Genomic DNA, 18,066 nt, shown 5'->3' on the forward strand with positions numbered 1-18,066 from the left:
CAGAGAGTGGCTCGTTGTCTTGTCGTTATACGGAGAGTACCGTGCCCATAAACACGGGCAACATGGAGGAGGTGTCCACCACCAGGTAGACAAAAGGTCGGTCCAAGGTCACAACCATCTGTTCCTCTGGTTCCTCAGGTGCTCCCTCGCTATTCATTCCTACCACTGTAGCAGCTCCACCTCGTGTTCCCTTTTCCTCTACCTCAATGAAAGCCTTGTGAAGAACCTCGTTAATATAGAGGTTTCCATCAGGGCTGGTGCCCAGGTCCGTAAAATCTGCCTGTGCGCTGTCAAAGGGAAGGTCCATTCCCATCTCCTTCAGCACTTCCACAAGGTCCACTTCCATCTCACTTTCAAATTTGGGCATGGTCACCGCCACGGGCACGGATGTCGGGTTGTCCAGCAGCGCCTTCAATTGCTGGCCGTCCAAGCCCTCCACATAGTCCAAAACAGAAATTCCCTTGTCCGGCAGCAGCGCCACAAAGGCATATCGGCCTCCCTGATAGTACTTCACAAATCCCTGGGCCTGGTCGTCCCGGAGATAGAGCTCTTCCTCGCTGTGCATCATGCTCACTTGCTGGACCTTTCCCGCCTGGTCAGTGAATGCCTGCTGCCACACATCCGAATCCTCATAGGGGTCCTCCCACTCCGCCTCAAACGCCAAAGCGTTAATGAGGTACATCACCGTATTACGGGGAATCTCTCTCAACACTTCCTCCACCATGCCGTGGGTGTGCTCCTTTACCCACCGATTGATGTCGGTGACGGTGGTCTGGTCAAAGGGAGCCTCAAACACTCCCGCACGATAGCAGTCTGCATTCACCTGCAAGAAGTCTGGATTGGGGGTGATACGTCCCCCTTCCGCAAACCAGATGGAGTTTGCCAGGTACAGGGGGGAATCGTTCTCCTGACCCAGCCCCGCCAACGCCCCATTGAGCTGTTCCACTGTCCCACCCAGAGTGTCCTCCATCTGGGCCAGCGTCTCTCCCCGGGCACCGTTGGCGGTCATAGCCAGAGCGGATAGCACGGACATGGGCGACACCAGGGTATTGTCTTCCCTATCGCAGGTAGTCTGGAGCAGTTTCACCGAGAAGTCATACATCCCCGTCCAGGTCTCCTTCTGGACCTGTACTTCCGTGGGAGTTCCAGCTTTCACTCCATCCATCAGATCAGTGGCATAGGTTCGGGTACACCCCATCAGGGTACTACACAGCAAACCTCCCGCCACCAGTAAGGCCAAACACTTCTGTTTCATATGGTTCTCCTCCTTTCTGTCATGGCAGGATAGACTGCCATTCCATCTGCCAGCATACCTCCGGCAAGTCTGCCACCTGCACATAGCCTTTGTCCATCAATCTCAGGTGCACCGTCACCCCATCCGCCTTGGTGAGGTATAGATGCCCCAAGCACTGCCCCATATCCGTCTCAGCGCTGGACAGGGCCGGGGCCTGCTCCAGGTCATCCACCCACGCCTCTAGCTGTTCCAGTCGGGTGATGGGGGTCGTGCGCCCAGTTTCACCCTGGAAGTCCGACTCGCCCTGGAACTCTGCCTGGACAATTCCGTCGGACAGGCGGAACACCTCTTCCAATATATCTGCCCCAGTAGATACCGTGATGTCGCAGTTGTTCCAGAATAGTTCCACCCCGTAATCATATATCATACACAGCAGGTACCGGGGATCGTATCCCTTCACCTCATAAAAAGGTCCCCCGATACTCCCTGTGCCCTCTAGATATTGGTTCTCGGACGTCCACTCGTCAATGGTACCGCTGGACTCTCCCAACTGCTCTCCCACCAAGTTCTGGCCCTGCTCCACCACATCCATCTGAGCATAGAGACGCCCCTGATAGATGAAAAATCCAATCATGTCTATCATGGCCTCCGTCTCCGCCTGGGGCAATTCCACCTCTAGAGGCGGCACATATATCCCCTGGGCACTGCCGCTCATTCCATTGGAGTTTGTCTCGGCACCATCCTTGCTGGGCATTCCCATTCCACCTTGCAGCGCCCACGCCGCCACTCCAGCCACCAGACAGAGGCAGGCAGCCATGGGAATCCAGGTGTGTCGCTTCTTTTTCGGGGGTATCCGCCGCAGCTCATCCACTTGCGCCAAGTATTCCTCGTCCACCTCACCCAGAGCGTGGAGCAATTGTTCTCCCTTCATACCACAAACCCCTCCTGTTCCAAATAGGCTTTCAGTCGTTTCCGGATGCGGAAAAGCTGGCTCTTGGCCTGTCCCTCCCCCATGCCGCAGTAGCGGGCCACCTCCCACAGTGGGTCGAAGTAGTAGTATCGGCCCAGAAATAGCGCTCTGGCCTGGGGTGAGAGGGTCTCCAGAAACTGATTGAGCAGCTGCACCAACAGCTTCTCCTCCAGGGCCTGCTGGGGTGTCTCTCCGCCGGGCACACTTTCCTCCAGCTCTTCCACGCACATCTCGTAGGTGGCTCCACCCCGCTTCTGGCTGGTGCGGCGGCGCAGATAGTCAATGGCCCCGTGCCGGGTCAGGCGGCCCAGGTAGATAGACAGCTTGCTGGGCCGCTGGGGCGGCATGGACTGCCACGCCTTGAAATAGGTGTCGTTGACCACCTCTTCGCTGTCCTCCCGGTCATACAAAATCTGCTGGGCAATACGGCTTAGGTACCCGTGATACTTCTCTCGGCTGTGCTCCAGGGCCGATTCGTCCCGCTTCCAGTACAGCTCCACAATCTCCTGGTCCTCCATCTGGCTCCCTCCCTTCTCGGTGCCCTTCACTTGATATCCCGTAAAACACAGGGGTTAGTTGCGGTATGTTTCTATTTTTCATGATATCAAATTTGGCCTACTGAAAGCAACGCCCCGGCCAGGTACGAAACGTACCCAGCCGGGGCGTAATCTCTCTTTACACTTTTTCCCGCATCAGTCCATGCTGATTACAGCAGAGGTACAGATACCCGGACCGCTGGAGGCGGAAGCGGCACGCTGCATTTCCCTCCGGGTAGAGTTTTACCATCTGGAAGCCATCGGAAGTGACATAGGCCAAGAAGGAAATGTAGTGTTTCTTGGTCATGGGGTGGTCTACTGTGAGGTACACCTCATCCTCCACCACCTCTCGGGCGATGGAATGGTCCTGGTCCACCTCCTCTGCCTCCAGCGGGGGCAAAGTAACACCGCAGCAGCTCACCACCGTCTCCCCCATGGTGTGGATGACATTGCCGCAGATGGGGCAGACGTACAGCTTGGAGCGGAGCATGTTGGCCGAGCGGTTGCCATTGCACATGGTGTCCCCGCTCATCAGCTCCAGCACCGACACCCCCAGAGCGGAGGCCAGAGGCTCCAGCAGAGACACGTCGGGCAGTCCCTTGGCGGTCTCCCACTTGGAAATGGTCTTACTGCTCACCCCGATTTTCTCCCCCAGCTGGGCCTGGGTCAGGCTTCGCCCCTCCCGCAGCCGTTTGATGGTACTCCCTGTGACATAGGAATTCATGACTGTTCTCCTTTGTTTTGTTCTTGTTGTGCCATTATATCAGGGAATCCCTGTCCCCTCAACCTACGCATCGTAGACCGGGCAAAAGACAGTCCCCCCGACGTCTGTCGGAGGGACTGGTTGGTTCTATCTATGATGGTTCTTATAGGACAATCAGATGCCCAGCTGCTCCTTCATGTAAGCCACATCGGTGTCCTTGCCGGTGTAGAGCTTGATGGCAATGAGGGCCTGGAAGAGCATCATGCCCAGGCCGTTGTACACCTTCTGGCAGCCGGCCTCACGGGCCTGCTTCATCATCACAGTCTCACGGGGGGCATACACGGTGTCGGTGACGATGAGGTCGGGGCGGAAGAAGGAGGGATCGGGGATGTTGGACAGCTCCTCCAGGGGGTGCATACCCACGCCAGTGGCATCGCAGAACAGGTCCACCTCGTGCATCTTCTCCTTGAGCAGATCCAGGTCGGCCAGGTCGTGCATGTAGGCCTTGCAGTTGGTCTTCTCGTTGATGGTGGCCACGATCTCCTCGCCACGGCCATAGAACTTGTCCTTGATGTTAAACACGTGCATCTCGGAGATGCCGTGGAGCGCGCCGTACACAGCGATGGCGGTGGCAGCGCCACCGGTGCCGATGAGGACCATCTTCATGCCGGTGTAGTCAATGCCCTCCTCGTTGATGGCCTGCCAGTAGCCCATGCCGTCGGTGTTGTAGCCCTTGAGCTTACCGGTGACCTGGCCATTCTCGTCCCGGGTGTTCACCACGGTGTTGATGGCGCCGCACAGCTGAGCGGCCTCATCCACCTCCTCCAGGTACTTGTGCACCACGGTCTTGTTGGGCATGGAGATGTTGGAGCCCAGCATCTTCAGAGCGCGGATGCTGTTGACAGCGGCCTCCAGGGAGTCGTTGTCCACCTCAAAGGCCAGCTGGATAACATCGTCGCCGTTCTTGTCATAGGCCAGGTTGTGGGTGGTGGGGGACTGGGTGTGGCGGATGGGATAGGCCATCAGGCCCACCAGTTCGGTATGTCCCGTGATATTAGGCATAGTAATTACCTCTCATTCTATCCAATGTTGTTATCGAATCTCATCCAGGGAGTCCAGATAGCCCTGGTTTTCCAGCACGTTGAGAATGGCGCGGCCATCCATGGTGCCCTCCATGATGCGGCGGGCCCGCACGGAGTCACCAATGTTGTACACCACGGTGTCGGTGCCGCCGAACTCCTGCTCCAGGGCCTCCAGAATAGGGTTGTTGGCCCGCATGCCCAGGCAGTTAAAGCCCAGGTCAAAGGTCAGCTCCTCAATGTTCCCCTCGGGAGTCTTGACCACGAAGGCATTCTCCTTCACTTCCTGCAGAGCGGTGTTCACATACTCCTTGACGCCGTAGGTATCGTGGGTCTCCCGCATGGAGCACTTGGTGATGGGGTCGGCCATCATGCCGATCTGGGGCAGCATGTCCACAATGGAGCACTCCGCGCCTCGGGGAGCAAAATACTCCACCACATCCAGACCCACGGAGCCGCCGCCCATGACCACCACTTTCTTGCCCTTGCAGGCCTCTTCGGGGTACTTCCCGGCGTTCACATCGCGGATCATGTCAAAGATGGTAGACACATTGCCAGCGGCAATGTTCTCTTTCAGACCGGGAATGGGGGGCACCAGGGGCACGGAACCGGTGGCATTGACCACCACGTCCGGCTTGAAGGTCTTGATCTTATCCAGGGTGGCCTCGGTGTTCAGGAACAGGTACAGGTTGGGCAGCTTGGCAGCCCGACGCTCCAGGTAGGTGGGGAAGTCCTTCATGCGGGACTTGCTGGGCAGGTCGGAGATGAAGGAGGACAGACCGCCAATGTGGTCCTGCTTCTCCAGAACGAACACGTTGCAGCCCACTTCAGCGGCGGTGCAGGCGGCCTCCATACCGGCGGTACCGGCACCCACCACAACCACGTTGCAGTTCTTCTTCACCTTCAGCTTCTTGTATACGTCGCCCTCAGGCACAGCGGGGTTGACGGTGCAGCGGATGGGGCGGTTGACCCCGATGCGGTTGCCAGCACAGCCCACGTTGCAGGAGATGCACTTGCGCAGCATGTCCTCTTCCCCGTTCTTCACCTTGTTGACCCACTCGGGATCGGCGATGAGGCCACGGCCCATGCCCACGATATCCACATCGCCGCTTTCCAGCACCTTCTCCACCACCGCGGGGTCCCGGTAGTTGCCAGCGTTGATGACGGGCTTGCCGAACTTCTCCTTCACGGCACGGGCCTGGTAAGCACGCCAGCCGTCGGGCAGGAAGTTGGAGTCGATCTGGTACTGCAGAGAGGGATTCAGGCCGCAGGACACGTCGTAGATGTCCACGAACTCGTCCAGGTATTCCAGATACTTCAGGGTGTCCTCCAGGGTGTTGCCACCGGGCACCCGCTCCTCGGCGGACACACGGACGATGATGGGGAACCAGGGCCCCACCTGGCGACGTACTTCCTCCAGCACCATGCGGGGGAAGCGGAGACGATTCTCCATGGAGCCGCCGAACTCGTCGGTTCTCTTGTTGTAGTAGGGGGAGATGAACTGGCTCATGAGGTAGGAGTGGCCACAGTGGATCTCCACGGCGTCAAAGCCGATGGCCTGCACCCGCTTGGCCGCCTCTCCGTACTTTTTCACCGTGTGGAGAATCTCCTCACGAGTCATGGGACGGGGCACCTCTCCCCCCACCTTGGTGGGAATGTTGGAGGAGGACACCGTCTCCATCCCAGTTCGGGCAGAAGAAGCGGAAGCACCTGCATGGTTGATCTGAATGGCCACGGTGGCCCCGTTCTTGTGCAGGTTCTCCACCAGCTGATAGTACCGGGGCATGAAGCTGTCGTGATCGATGCGGATCTGGCTGGTGCCGTTGGAGCCCACGGGGTACTCCACATTGGCGTTCTCCAGGATGATCAGGCCAACGCCGCCCTTTGCGCGCAAGGAATAGTAATTCATGTGACGGTTACTCATTTCACCGCTGGTCTCGCCATAGTTGGTGCCCATGGGAGTCATCGCAATGCGGTTGCGAATGGTCATCCTCTTCACCGTGATCGGTTCAAAGATTTTTGGATAGTGTGTTTTCATGAATCTTCTCCTCGTTTGTTTTTCGCACAAGGTGTTTCTTCTGTTTGTGACACACTCATTATAGTCTTCGCAACCAATAAATCAAAATACATTTTTCGTGCAAATTCGATGCATTCAAGCTATCAATGTAGTTAGAGCCGCTCCACAGCCCCCTGCTCCTTCATATATTCCACGAAGCGTTTGACCACCGGGAGCTGGTAGCGGTCCCGCATCCAGAACATATAGACTCGGTGCTCCAGCTCCATATCATAGAGGCGGTGGATATTCACCCGCTGGGGGTCGATCTCCTGAATGTCGGGGACCAGAGCGATGCCGAAGTCCTCGCTGACCATGGCCACAATGGAGTGCTCGTCGGGGCACTCCACGGCGATGTTGGGCTGAAACGCCAGGCGGCGGTAGAGCTGCTGGGTATAGTTGCCCAGCCAGGACTCCCGGTCATATCCGATGACGGGATAGTTTTGCAGCTCGTACACCGACACCATCTCTTTTCCCTCCAGTTGGTGCCCTTTGGGAGTGATTAAGACGATCTCTGCCGACAAAATCTGAAAGTAATCCATCTCTTCCCGGTCGATGTAGCCCCCAAAGCCCACATCCAGCTCGCCGGACTTCACCTTCTGATGGATGGCCGCCGTGTGGTTCTGATAGAAGTTAAAGGTGACGTTGCGGTTCTCCTCCCGGTGGAGAAAGCTTCTCACGCTGTGGGGAATATAGTGGCTGGCCAGAGGGAACACATAGCCAATGTCAATCTTGCCGCCGCCGCTGGCAATCTCCTGCATCTTGCTCTTGGCCACCCGGCAGTCCTCCAAAATCCGGTCCACGTATTCTAGAAAAATATGCCCTCCCTTGGTCAGGTGTACCCCCCGTCCGCTCTTTTCAAAGAGGGGCACTTGCAGTTCCTCTTCCAAGGCGGCAATGGAGCGGCTGAGAGAGGGCTGGGAAATATACAGCTCTTCCGCCGCCTTTCGGTAATTTTCATACTTGGCCACCGTCTGAAAGTGGTACAGTTGGTTGAATGTCATAACGCGTCTCCTTCCTCCATGTTTCTCCCAAACTTATTCATAATTTCCAGTTAAGCTGATTATACCACTTTCATAGCGTGTATGCATCATTTTTCGTCGTTATTGGCATTGGAATTTTTAGACGGAAACCGATAAAATTTTATACGTAAGTGATCGTTATTTTTTTAACGACTGCGCAACGTGTTTCTTATGTTTGTGACGGAATATAGGACACTGACTTGGAAAAGACTCAAAGGAGAGAACAATCGTATGAACAAGAAGTACCTCCCCAGCGCTCTCATCCTGTACCTGAACTACTTCCTGCACGGTGTGGGATGCTCCATCCTGGGACAAGCTGTCATCAAAGAGGCTCTGGCTGGCAGCTGGAACGTAACCGCCATGGCCATCACCGCCATTTCCGCCGCCCTGGGTCTGGGCCGACTCATCGCCCTGCCCTTCGCCGGTCCTCTGTCCGATAAGCTGGGCCGCCGCATCTCCTGCGTCATCGGCGGCGCTTCCTATGCCATCTACCTCATTGGTCTGGCCCTGGCCTTTAACGCCGGCACCAACGGCGGCTACCAGATTGCCTATGTGTGTGCCATCCTGGGCGGCGTGGCCAACTCCTTCCTGGACACCGGCATCTACCCCGCTGTGGGTGAGGTGTTCTACGCTGCTCCCGGTGTCGCCACCATGGGCATCAAGTTCTTCATCTCCATCTCCCAGATGCTCCTGCCCTTCGCTCTGGGCGCTACCGTGGCCACCACTGCTGCTGGCCTGACTTCCTACAACACCCTGTTCTACATCTGCGGCATCTGCTACATTGTGCTGGCCGTGCTCATCCTCTTCGCTCCCCTGCCCGACTCCGACGCCAAGAAGGAGAAGAAGGAAGGCCTCATCCAGAGCCTGAAGACCACCCGCTTCTCCGTGGAGTCCATCGCCATGATTCTCATCGGCTTCACCTGCACCGGCACCTTCCAGCTGTGGCTCAACTGCGCTCAGAACTTCGCCAAGGAAGTTGTGGGCTGGGCTGATCCCTCCATCATGCAGACCTACTACTCCGTGGGCACCATGCTGGCCCTGATTGTCACCGCACTGCTCACCCGCAAGATCAAGGACGTGCGCTTCATTATGGTCTACCCCGTCATCTGCCTGGCTGCTCTCATCCTGGTGCTGGTGACCAAGACCCAGACCATGTGCATCGTGGGCGCCTTCGCCATCGGCTGGGCTGGTGCCGGCGGACTGCTCCAGATCGTCACCGCCGTGTGCAACATGCTCTTCCCCAAGATCAAGGGCACCGTCACCGCTCTGGTGATGATCGCCTCCTCTCTGTGCAACTACACCATTCTCACCGCCGCCGCCAACATGACCCCCTCCGGCGTGATGACCATGAACATCGTGCTCACCCTCGTGGGCGTGCTCCTGGGCCTGTTCGTGAATTTCCGCTACACCAAGATGGTTTCTCTTGCATCTGAGCAGAAAAACGGTTAATCTATACACAATATCAATTTCAGGTTGAAGATAGGAGCTTTGCTATGAATACTGTTCGCGTGAGAAATGTTGAGATTGGAACTGGAATTCCCAAGATTTGTGTGCCCATCGTGGGCGTGACCAAAGAGGACATACTCGCCGAGGCCAAGACCTTTGACTCCATCCCTGTGGATGTGGTGGAGTGGCGTGTGGACTGGTTCGAGGGCGTGTTCGACTTCTCCCAGGTGCTGGACGTGCTCCAGGGCCTGCGGGAGGTCCTGGGCGAGATTCCCCTGCTGTTCACCTTCCGCACCTCCAAGGAGGGCGGCGAGAAGGCCATTGAGCCCCAGGCCTATGCCCAGCTGAACATCCAGGCTGCACAGTCTGGGTATGTGGACCTGGTGGACGTGGAGGCCTTCACCGGCGACGAGATCGTCAAGACCATCATTGACGGCGCTCACGCCGCCGGGGTGAAGGTGGTGGCCTCCAACCACGACTTCTCCAAGACCCCCGATCAGGCCGACATCGTGGGCCGTTTGCGCAAGATGCAGGACCTGGGTGCCGACATTCCCAAGATCGCCGTGATGCCCCAGAGCAAGAAGGACGTGCTCACCCTGCTGGCCGCCACCGAGGAGATGGCCACCCAGTACGCCGACCGCCCCATCATCACCATGTCCATGTCCGGCACCGGCGTCATCAGCCGCCTGTGCGGCGAGGTGTTCGGCTCTGCCCTCACCTTCGGCGCTGCCAAGAAGGCCTCTGCCCCCGGTCAGATGGGCGTGCACGATTTGAGCTGCGTGCTCAATCTGCTCCACGGCGCCCTCTAATTCAAACAACATGCAGTTAGGAAGAAGATCTATGAGAAAAGCGATTCGTTGGCTTGATGCAAACCTGGAAGAGTTTATCCTGGTCCTCCTGCTGGTGGCCATGACTGTCATCATGGGCATCCAGGTGTTCTGCCGCTATGCCCTGAGCATGTCTCTGACTTGGTCGGAGGAGCTGACCCGGTATCTCTTTATCTGGTGCGGATTCATCAGCGTCAGCTATTGCAGCAAGAAGTGCCTTTCCATCAAGATCGAGCAGTTCGTCGCTGTCTTCTCCCGCCGGGTCAAAGCTGCCATCAAGGTGGTTAACCACACCTGTGAGCTGATCTTCTTTCTCTTCCTGCTCCCTGCCGCCTACTCCTATATGATGTCTGCGGTGTACAGCGGCCAGGTCTCTCCGGCCTGTTCCATTCCCATGTATTATGTACAGGCCGCCCCCTTTGTCTCCTTTGTGCTGGTGAGCTTCCGCATTCTCCAGCGCTGGGTCATTGAGTTCCAGGTGGCCCGGGGAAAGCCGGTATACGACCCGGCCCACCCCGAGCGCAACACCCCGGAGTCCTTCATTGAGGCCAACACCGAGGCAGGGGATGAAAACCACCACAAACACACGGATAAGGAGGATGGATAAATGGTCGCACTGCTGTTTTTGATTTTCATCATCTGCTTGGTCATTGCCATCCCTGTGTCCATCTCCCTGGGCATTGCATCCGCGCTGCCCGTTGTGTTTGACCCCTCCTTTACGGTGAGCGCCAAGTTCCTCATCCGCTCCATGTTCAGCGGTCTGGACTCCTTTCCTCTGCTGGCCGTGCCCATGTTCGTGCTGTCCGGCATTATCATGGCCAAGGGCGGCATCTCCCGGAAGCTGTTTGACGTGTTCACCTACTTTTTGGGCAACCGCACCGCAGGCATGCCCTGTGCGGTGATTGTCACCTGCCTCTTTTACGGGGCCATCTCCGGCTCCGCCCCGGCCACTGTGGCGGCAGTGGGCAGCATGACCATCCCCATCCTCACCTCCCTGGGCTATGACGTCACCTTCTCCACCGCCATTGTGGCGGTGGCAGGTGGCCTGGGGGTCATCATCCCCCCCAGCATTCCCTTTATCATGTATGGCATGGCCTCGGGGGCATCGGTGAGCGACCTGTTCTTGGCGGGCATTATCCCCGGCCTCATGATCGGCCTGCTGCTCATGTGCTACTCCGTGTTCTACTGCCGGAAGCATGGAGAAGATAAGATAAAAATCCGGGCTGCAGTGGGGCAGCTCCACCAAAAGGGGCTGTTCCGGGTCCTGCGAGAGAGCTTCTTTGCCATTCTCAGCCCCATCATCATCCTGGGCTGCATCTACACCGGCGTAGCCTCTCCCACAGAGGCCGCTGTGATCTCGGTGTTTTACGCCCTGTTCATCAGCCTGGTGGTGTATCGCACCATCCGCATCCGGGACATCTGGAGTATTTTGCAGGAGTCCATCCGCACCTTTACCCCCATTCTCTTCATTCTGGCCACCTCCACCGCGTTCTCCCGGGTATTGACTCTGATGGAGGTGCCTCAGACGGTGAGTGACTTCATCAGCACCCATTTCCACAGCCCTGTGGTGGTACTGCTGGTCATCAACCTGTTCCTGCTCATTGTGGGTATGGTCATGGACACCACCCCCGCCATTCTGATTCTCACCCCCATCCTCCTGCCCGTGGTGCAGGCCTTTGGTATGAATCCCATTCAGTTCGGCGTGGTCATGGTGGTCAACCTGGCCATCGGGTTTGTCACGCCCCCCATTGGCGTCAACCTCTTCGTGGCCAGCTCTCTGACGGACTTGCCGGTGATGTCCATCGCCAAAAAGTCGCTGCCTATGATTATTTACTTCCTGGTGGCGCTGCTGCTTATCACCTATATCCCCGCCCTTTCCCTGGCCCTCATCTGACGCAACGGAGGAAAAATCGGTATGAAATCGTTGAAATTCAGACGCCGCTTGCTGGCCGCCGTCCTGTCAGGAGCCACGTGCCTCTCCCTGTTTCTGTCCGGGTGCACCGGAGAGCGGGACACCCGTCCGGTGTGGGTGTTGGCCACTGCCAGCCCAGAGGATACGGTGACCCAGCTGTTTGCTGAGCGGTTTGCTCAGGAGGTGGAGGAGCTCAGCGGCGGAGAGATTCTCATCAAGGTCTACCCCAACTCCACGTTGGGGGGAGACCGGGAGCTGCTGGAGAGCTGCTATGACGGAGACATCCCCTTCCTGGTGCAGAACACCGCCCCGCAGGTCACCTTCATGTCCGACCTGGCCGTGTTTGACCTGCCCTGTGTGTTCGACTCACTGGACGACTGCCGGGCCAAGCTGGACGACCCCGACTTCTATCAGTCGGTATGCGATGTGTACACCCAGGGGGGCTATCACCTGCTGGGCATGGCAGACCAGGGCTTCCGGGTCATGAGCACCAACCGGGCGGTATATAGCCTGGACGACTTCAAGGGCCAGAAAATCCGCACCATGGAAAATTCCTACCACCTGGATTTCTGGCAGGCCCTGGGCGCCAAGCCCACCCCCATGAGCTTCAGCGAGGTGTATATCGGCCTCCAACAGCACACCATTGACGCCCAAGAGAATCCCTACGAGGTCATCGTCTCCAATCGGCTGTACGAGCAGCAGGACTATATTGTGGAGACCAACCACCTGCCCCACCTCATCTCCCTGATCGTCAACGACCAACTGTTCCAGAGCTTCTCGGAAGAGGACCAGGCGATTCTCACCCAGGCGGCACAGACCGCCACCCAGTACGCCCGGGAGCAGTCGGACGCCCGTATCTCCCAGCGCATTGACGTCATCGAAGAGAGCGGCACCCAGATCATCACCCTTTCCCAGGAACTTCGGGACGAGATTCGAGCGCGGTGCCAAGGGGTATACGACGCCATTGAACAGGCCATTTCCCCGGAGCTGTATCAAGGGTACACCCAATAAACGAAAAAGCGCCCCACAGGGTCGGCTCACATAGCCGCCCTGTGGGGCAATTCTTTTACGCTGGAGCCCCGGCCAAATGGCCGGGGCTCCAATCTTCATTAACCGTTGCGGCGGCGCTTCTCCACCACAACCACAGCCAGCAGCAGGCTGGTAGCGGCCAAAGCGGAGAGCACGTAGCCCATCATGTGGGCGGTGTCCCCGGTCTGGGGCACGTTGTTCTCGGGCTTCTGGGTGGCTTCCGGCTTCTGCGTGGTCTCGGGCTTGTCGGTCGCCTCAGGCTTGTCGGTGGTCTCGGGGGCTCCACCGGCGGTGAGGCCGTCCATGGCGGCGGTGAGCTGCTCCACGGCCTGATTCACCACAGCCTGGTCGTCCTCAGAGAGGCTGTTGTCTGCCATCACAGCCTGGGCATTGGCCAAAGCCGTGCGGAAGGTAGCCACAGACTCGGCCGTGTAGCTGTCCAGGTTGATACCCTCGGCCTTGTTCAGGAGCTCTTCCAGAATGGACTTGTCCGCCTTGAAGCGCTGGGCCAGAATGGCGTCCAGCAGGGCGTCGGCGGCCTTGTCCACATCCTCCTGCATGGCGTCGCCATCGGCCAGAATGTCCTTGGCAGTTGCCAGAGCGTCCACCAGCTGCTGCCAATTGGCCTGAACATACTTGTCGGCATCCTCCATCATGCCGTCTGCCCGGTCAATGAGCAGCTCCAGCATGGTCTTGTCGCCCTGGGTGAGGCCCAGGCCCCAGATGGCCTCCAGCAGGTTATCCCATGCGGCATTCACCTGCTCCTGGGTGGCGTTGGCATCGTCCAACACCGCCTTGGCCTCAGCCATGGTGTCAACAAAGTACTGCTTGGCGCTGTCGGTGACACCATCGGTGGAGAGGGTCAGAGCGTAGTCATAAGTCTTTTGCAGCAGGGTCTTGTCGGCGGCGATGGGCTTGTCCCCCACCACCACGGTCACCTGGGCGGTGACGTCCAGAGTATTCACTACGTCGCCCAAGTCCTCCAAGGTGCCAGTCAGAGTCTGAGCGCCAGAGGTCTGGGGATCATAGGTGGACACGTCCCAACTCACGGCAACCTCTTTGCTGGTCCCGTCGGAGAGCAGAACCGTCACCGTTTCGGGCAGGTTCAGGTCCTGCGCGGAGGTGCCATAGTCTGCGTTCACGTTTTCCAGAGCGTCGGTCCACAGCACGTAGGTGTCCTCCTCGCCCCGGAAGGGGATAACCTCACCATTCAGCGTGAAATCGGTGAAGGTCACGGGGACGCTGACGGTGTTCCGCTCACCGTTGCTGGTGAAGACGCCCACCTGGAGGGTCTCACTGGTGTTCAGGTTGGGAATGGTCACGTCCTCCCGGATGGGATTCCACTGGCTGCCGTCCAGGCTGTACCAGGCGGACAGCACGCCGTCCTTCTTGACCACCTTCAGGTAGCACTGGGTGTCCTGGGGATTGGCCTGGACCCAGGGCTCCTCCATGTTGCTGTTGACGTCGTTGCGGTTGGGGGCGGCGTAGATATGATGGTTATCATTCTGACCGAAGAAGCTATGATAGCGGCGCTGGGCTGCAAACAGCGCTCCAGTGTCGTCCCAGACATAGAGGGCTGCGGTCTGGAAGTCTGCGGTCATCTCAGCGTTGACCTTCACAGAAATCTCAAAGTCACCCTGGGGGATCTCCAGCACCAACTTGTTCTTGGGCACATTCTTCTGGGTGAAGTCGCCAGCCTCTGTGTCAATGGTGATCTGGTTGTCTTGGTCCTCTGCCACGGTGAGGGCGTTGGTGGGATTGACCACCGTCCACTGGTCGGACAGCTGGGCCTTGGCGGTGATGGCCACCCGACAGGTGTCAAACACGGTGCCGTCCAGGGCAGAAGCTGCGGTGACGGTGACCACACCGTCGTTCTTAGCGGACACCAGGCCGTCGGTGACCTGGGCCAGCTGGTCGTTGTCCACGCTCCAGAGGATGTCGGCGTTCTTGTAGTCCTCCGGGATGACGTCCAGGGTCAGCTGCACGCTCTCCCCTTCCTTCACAACCACGTCGCCCTCCACGATGTCGATGGTATCCACGGCGTTGAGCTGGCTCAGCCGCACCACACAGGCACCGCCCTGCTTGAGGGAAGCGGAGATGGTGTCCTCCCGGGACACGATGCGGGTGGTGCGCTGGACGTCCACGCCGCTCTCGGTATCGGTGTAGATTTCGGCCAGATACTTGCCCTCACCCAGGAAGTCCAGGGGGATGGAGGCCTCACGGGTGCCAGCGCCCTGGTTGGTGGCCAGATACCACTGCTGTCCGCTGCGGCGGGCCACGGTGATGTACTGGCCGGGCACTGTATCCAGGCCCACCGTCTCATCCCAGGCGGCGGGCAGGTTCTTCAGGAAGGAGGCGCCGGTGAGGGTCTCGTACTGCTGTACGCTGCCAGCCATACAGGGCAGGCCGCTCTCAAAGAGGATGGCGATGGCCAGCTGGTGGGCATAGGTGATGTTACCGGTGGGGGTAATGCGGGGAGTGTAGTCGGTGGGACCCACCGCGCCACGGGTCAGGGGGGCCAGGGTCAGCTGCTCATAGCGGTTGTAGCCCATCTCCTCACCGTTGATACCCTCTCGGTTGAGCACGTTGGGATATGTGCGCACTTCGCCGGTGGGCTTGTTGGCGCCGTGGACGTTGACCAACAGGCGATTCTCGGCACAGTCCTTATAAATCTCCTGCATCAGGGCGATGCGGTCCTGGCTCTCTCGGTCGAAGAAGTCCACCTTGATGCCCTTGATGCCCAGTTCGGACCAGTAGGGCAAGCGCTCGTTGCGCTGCTCCTCGGTGGCCAGGTCGTCACAGGGTACCCATGCGATGAGGCCAATGTTCCGCTCTTCGGCGTACTCTACGATCTCGGGGAACCAGTCGAACACGCCCTCGTACTTGGTCTCGCCGGGCTTGCCGTAGTCGGGGTTGTTGGGCTGCCAGCCCTCGTCCAGAATGAAGTAGTTCCAGCCCATCTCATAGGCCAGGTCCAGATAGGACTTGATGGCCTCGGGGTCCCGCTGGACGTTGAAACCACCCTGGAGCCAGGTCCAGGAGGACACGCCGGGGTCCACCCACTCGCTGAAGTGGTAAGTGTCCTCATCGGGGGCGGGGCTGAGGTTTTCCGCCATGGTGTTCTCCATGATGTCGGTGATGTCCCCGATGACGGCAAAGCGCCAAGGAGACTGGAAGGGAGCGGTGGTGCTCACGGTCTCACCCTGCTGCTGGGGATAGCCCAAGGTGAAGGTGGAGCCGGAGGCATCCAGCACGGAGCCGGTGTAGTTGCCGTCCAGAGCCGCTTCACTCATCAGCACCCAGTTGTCTCCCATCTGATAGAGGAAGGGAAGCACGATCTTTCCGCTGAGGGTGCCCGCCTCCTTCATGGAGTACAGACCCTCGTGGGAGAAGTTGCCGCTGCCGTTGGGCATGGACACGGAGGCTGCATCGGCAGGCGCAGTAAAGGAGCCCACCTCACCGTTGACCACCATCTCCTGCTCCTCATCGGTTACGATGCGATAGCGATAGGCAAAGCCGTCGTCATAGCTGCGGCACAGCACCTGGAGCTGGGCCTGGCTGTCCTCCAGGGCCAAGGTCAGGGTCACCTGATTGGCGTGATTGTGATAGGTGGAGGCTTTGCCCGAGATCATCTCATAGTCCTCGTTGATCTCGGTGACCCCCGGCTCGCCCTGCAGGGTCATACCGGTGACGAAATCGCCCAGGGAGGTCTTGATGCCCAGACGGCCATTGCTGACCACCACTTCCCCGTCCCGGGTCACGGTGTAGCGCAGGCCCCCCTCCTGGTCCAAAGCCAGGTCTGCCACGATGGCGCCGTCGGGAGAGGCCAGCGTCCAGCCGTTCTCAGTGACCTCCACCTGGGTCGTGGCAGTGAGGGTATCGCCGCCAGCCTTGGGCACGGCGGTGCCACGAATGGTGGCCACACCCGCAGACACAGCCGTGACAGCTCCGGTGGTTTCCTCCACAGAAACCACATCGGTATCTTCCGTGGCATAGGTCACGGTGTACTCCTGGGTAAAGTCCTCGGTACCGAAGATGTTCTCCACCCGGGGCACCATGACAGTACTGCCCTGGCCGGAGATGATGGAGGACTGAGCAGACAGAGTAAACCACCGCTGGTCCAGATTGGACAGGTACAGCTTGGGCTCGGCAAACAGAGCGTGGTCACAGGACATGTCCGGTCCAGACTTGGTAACCAGCTTCAGCTGCTGGGTCCCAGCCGGGATGGCCACGTCAATGTAAGCAGCGTCGCCGCTCTCCTTATAGAACACGCCGTCGCCCCAGATCTTTTGGTCGTCCGCCCACACTTCAAAGGCAGCGTCGCCCCGGTCTCTGCCTTCCCCGTCAGCACCTGTGTTGATGCCCACGTAAGCAGTGAACCGGGTGGCTTCATACCGGGAGACATCCCAAGTGGCATAGCCGTCCTGGGAGGTGCCGGGGTGAATGACAACGCCTTTGGTAAAGTCCTTCACTTCGCCGTTCATACGCAGGCGCAGGCCCTTGGCGGAAGTGTCTACGCCCTGGTTGATGCCCAGGTCACCCCAGCCTGTCTTGTAATCGGATACCGGGATGTCACTCAAATAGTAGGCCCCATCCAGTTCTTCCCCTGCATTCCGCTGAATCTGATTGCTCAGGTATGCAGCTTCTCCATCCTCCTGAGCGGAGGACGCCGGGATGGCCATAGCCACAGGTTGTATCAACATCTGCAAGCCCAGAATTCCGGCGGCCATCATCTTCCAACCTTTTTTCACGTACATTCCCTCCTCAAAGTCCGTTTCAGTGGGGCATTTGGTCCCCTATGGTCCGTGTTCCGATATCTTGGTCTGCGGTACGGTGATCCGGCGCACCCTGGCGCCCTCTTATATTTCCCTCCCCTTCCAGATTGCACCACATCCGAATTCAAGCTTATCTTACGACCACACCCTTTTAATGTCAACAGCTTTGTGCAATGTCCGTAATATTTCAAAAGTCCATCGTAATATTTTGTAAGTTATGCATATGCCCTCCCAAAAAATGGAGCTCCGGCATTTAGCCAGAGCTCCATTTGGATTGATTATTTTAGCCGTTGCGGCGGCGCTTTTCCACCACAACTGCACCCAGCAGCAGGCTGGCGGCAGCCAGAGTGGAGAGCACGTAGCCCATCATGTGGGCGTTGTCCCCGGTCTGGGGCACGTTGTTCTCAGGCTTCTGGGTGGCCTCGGGAGCGCCACCGGCGGTGAGGCCGTTCATGGCATCGCTGAGGGCAGCCACAGCGG

At 58.5% G+C, this 18,066-nt stretch carries 14 protein-coding genes; 5 read left to right on the forward strand and 9 right to left on the reverse strand.

Going from position 1 to position 18,066, the window contains the following annotated elements; translation table 11 throughout:
• Positions 1 to 25 precede the first annotated feature (25 nt).
• From B5F22_RS05635 to B5F22_RS05665, 7 genes are all read right to left on the reverse strand, one after another.
• Complete coding sequence (locus tag B5F22_RS05635) at positions 26 to 1,255, reverse strand: serpin family protein (RefSeq protein ID WP_158096631.1); 1,230 nt, start codon at positions 1,253 to 1,255, stop codon at positions 26 to 28.
• Between the two features lie 19 nt (positions 1,256 to 1,274).
• Complete coding sequence (locus B5F22_RS05640) at positions 1,275 to 2,165, reverse strand: hypothetical protein (protein ID WP_087391690.1); 891 nt, start codon at positions 2,163 to 2,165, stop codon at positions 1,275 to 1,277.
• The gene (locus tag B5F22_RS05645; RefSeq protein ID WP_087391692.1) at positions 2,162 to 2,722 is read right to left on the reverse strand and encodes an RNA polymerase sigma factor; all 561 of its coding nucleotides are present in this window, start codon (positions 2,720 to 2,722) and stop codon (positions 2,162 to 2,164) included. The genes B5F22_RS05640 and B5F22_RS05645 overlap by 4 nt, the downstream gene beginning before the upstream one ends.
• Before the next feature lie 157 nt (positions 2,723 to 2,879).
• Entirely contained in the window at positions 2,880 to 3,464 is a 585-nt protein-coding gene (locus tag B5F22_RS05650; RefSeq protein WP_087391694.1) for a helix-turn-helix domain-containing protein, read from the reverse strand.
• A gap of 153 nt (positions 3,465 to 3,617) precedes the next feature.
• Positions 3,618 to 4,505 (reverse strand): quinate/shikimate dehydrogenase, encoded by an 888-nt coding sequence (locus B5F22_RS05655; protein WP_087391696.1) that lies wholly within the window; start codon positions 4,503 to 4,505, stop codon positions 3,618 to 3,620.
• 30 nt (positions 4,506 to 4,535) lie between these two features.
• Positions 4,536 to 6,560: an FAD-dependent oxidoreductase gene (locus tag B5F22_RS05660; RefSeq protein WP_087370772.1), complete on the reverse strand. Its 2,025-nt coding sequence runs from the start codon at positions 6,558 to 6,560 to the stop codon at positions 4,536 to 4,538.
• Between the two features lie 131 nt (positions 6,561 to 6,691).
• Positions 6,692 to 7,579, reverse strand: a complete 888-nt coding sequence (locus tag B5F22_RS05665; RefSeq protein WP_087391698.1) for a LysR family transcriptional regulator — start codon at positions 7,577 to 7,579, stop codon at positions 6,692 to 6,694.
• A 249-nt stretch (positions 7,580 to 7,828) separates the two neighbouring features.
• On the opposite strand from B5F22_RS05665, the gene B5F22_RS05670 reads away from it, so the two are divergent.
• Genes B5F22_RS05670 through B5F22_RS05690 form a run of 5 tightly spaced genes read left to right on the forward strand, consistent with a single transcriptional unit; the run spans position 7,829 to position 12,793 of the window.
• Complete coding sequence (locus B5F22_RS05670; protein ID WP_087391700.1) at positions 7,829 to 9,046, forward strand: MFS transporter; 1,218 nt, start codon at positions 7,829 to 7,831, stop codon at positions 9,044 to 9,046.
• Positions 9,047 to 9,090: 44 nt separating this feature from the next.
• A complete protein-coding gene (aroD, locus tag B5F22_RS05675; RefSeq protein WP_087391702.1) occupies positions 9,091 to 9,852 on the forward strand; it encodes a type I 3-dehydroquinate dehydratase in 762 nt (253 codons plus the stop codon).
• A gap of 31 nt (positions 9,853 to 9,883) precedes the next feature.
• Entirely contained in the window at positions 9,884 to 10,477 is a 594-nt protein-coding gene (locus B5F22_RS05680) for a TRAP transporter small permease (RefSeq protein WP_087391704.1), read from the forward strand.
• Positions 10,478 to 11,764 (forward strand): TRAP transporter large permease, encoded by a 1,287-nt coding sequence (locus B5F22_RS05685; RefSeq protein ID WP_087391706.1) that lies wholly within the window; start codon positions 10,478 to 10,480, stop codon positions 11,762 to 11,764.
• A 21-nt stretch (positions 11,765 to 11,785) separates the two neighbouring features.
• Positions 11,786 to 12,793 carry a TRAP transporter substrate-binding protein gene (locus B5F22_RS05690; RefSeq protein ID WP_087391708.1) on the forward strand — a complete coding sequence of 336 codons (1,008 nt, stop codon included), beginning with the start codon at positions 11,786 to 11,788 and terminating at the stop codon, positions 12,791 to 12,793.
• Between the two features lie 98 nt (positions 12,794 to 12,891).
• Here the strand turns inward: B5F22_RS05690 and B5F22_RS05695 are convergent, their stop codons facing one another.
• Both B5F22_RS05695 and B5F22_RS12270 read right to left on the reverse strand, forming a co-directional pair.
• Positions 12,892 to 17,562, reverse strand: a complete 4,671-nt coding sequence (locus tag B5F22_RS05695; RefSeq protein ID WP_158096632.1) for a glycoside hydrolase family 97 catalytic domain-containing protein — start codon at positions 17,560 to 17,562, stop codon at positions 12,892 to 12,894.
• A 307-nt stretch (positions 17,563 to 17,869) separates the two neighbouring features.
• A partial coding sequence (locus tag B5F22_RS12270) for a hypothetical protein (RefSeq protein WP_158096633.1) occupies positions 17,870 to 18,066 on the reverse strand: 197 nt, incomplete at its 5' end.

The organism is Pseudoflavonifractor sp. An187 (assembly GCF_002160275.1).
GTDB lineage: Bacteria > Bacillota > Clostridia > Oscillospirales > Oscillospiraceae > Enterenecus > Enterenecus faecium.

Coding starts and splice junctions, on each gene's coding strand:
- B5F22_RS05635 (WP_158096631.1), bottom strand. CDS start 1,255: ATGAAACAGAAGTGTTTGGCCTTACTGGTGGCGGGAGGTTTGCTGTGT.
- B5F22_RS05640 (WP_087391690.1), bottom strand. CDS start 2,165: ATGAAGGGAGAACAATTGCTCCACGCTCTGGGTGAGGTGGACGAGGAA.
- B5F22_RS05645 (WP_087391692.1), bottom strand. CDS start 2,722: ATGGAGGACCAGGAGATTGTGGAGCTGTACTGGAAGCGGGACGAATCG.
- B5F22_RS05650 (WP_087391694.1), bottom strand. CDS start 3,464: ATGAATTCCTATGTCACAGGGAGTACCATCAAACGGCTGCGGGAGGGG.
- B5F22_RS05655 (WP_087391696.1), bottom strand. CDS start 4,505: ATGCCTAATATCACGGGACATACCGAACTGGTGGGCCTGATGGCCTAT.
- B5F22_RS05660 (WP_087370772.1), bottom strand. CDS start 6,560: ATGAAAACACACTATCCAAAAATCTTTGAACCGATCACGGTGAAGAGG.
- B5F22_RS05665 (WP_087391698.1), bottom strand. CDS start 7,579: ATGACATTCAACCAACTGTACCACTTTCAGACGGTGGCCAAGTATGAA.
- B5F22_RS05670 (WP_087391700.1), top strand. CDS start 7,829: ATGAACAAGAAGTACCTCCCCAGCGCTCTCATCCTGTACCTGAACTAC.
- aroD (WP_087391702.1), top strand. CDS start 9,091: ATGAATACTGTTCGCGTGAGAAATGTTGAGATTGGAACTGGAATTCCC.
- B5F22_RS05680 (WP_087391704.1), top strand. CDS start 9,884: ATGAGAAAAGCGATTCGTTGGCTTGATGCAAACCTGGAAGAGTTTATC.
- B5F22_RS05685 (WP_087391706.1), top strand. CDS start 10,478: ATGGTCGCACTGCTGTTTTTGATTTTCATCATCTGCTTGGTCATTGCC.
- B5F22_RS05690 (WP_087391708.1), top strand. CDS start 11,786: ATGAAATCGTTGAAATTCAGACGCCGCTTGCTGGCCGCCGTCCTGTCA.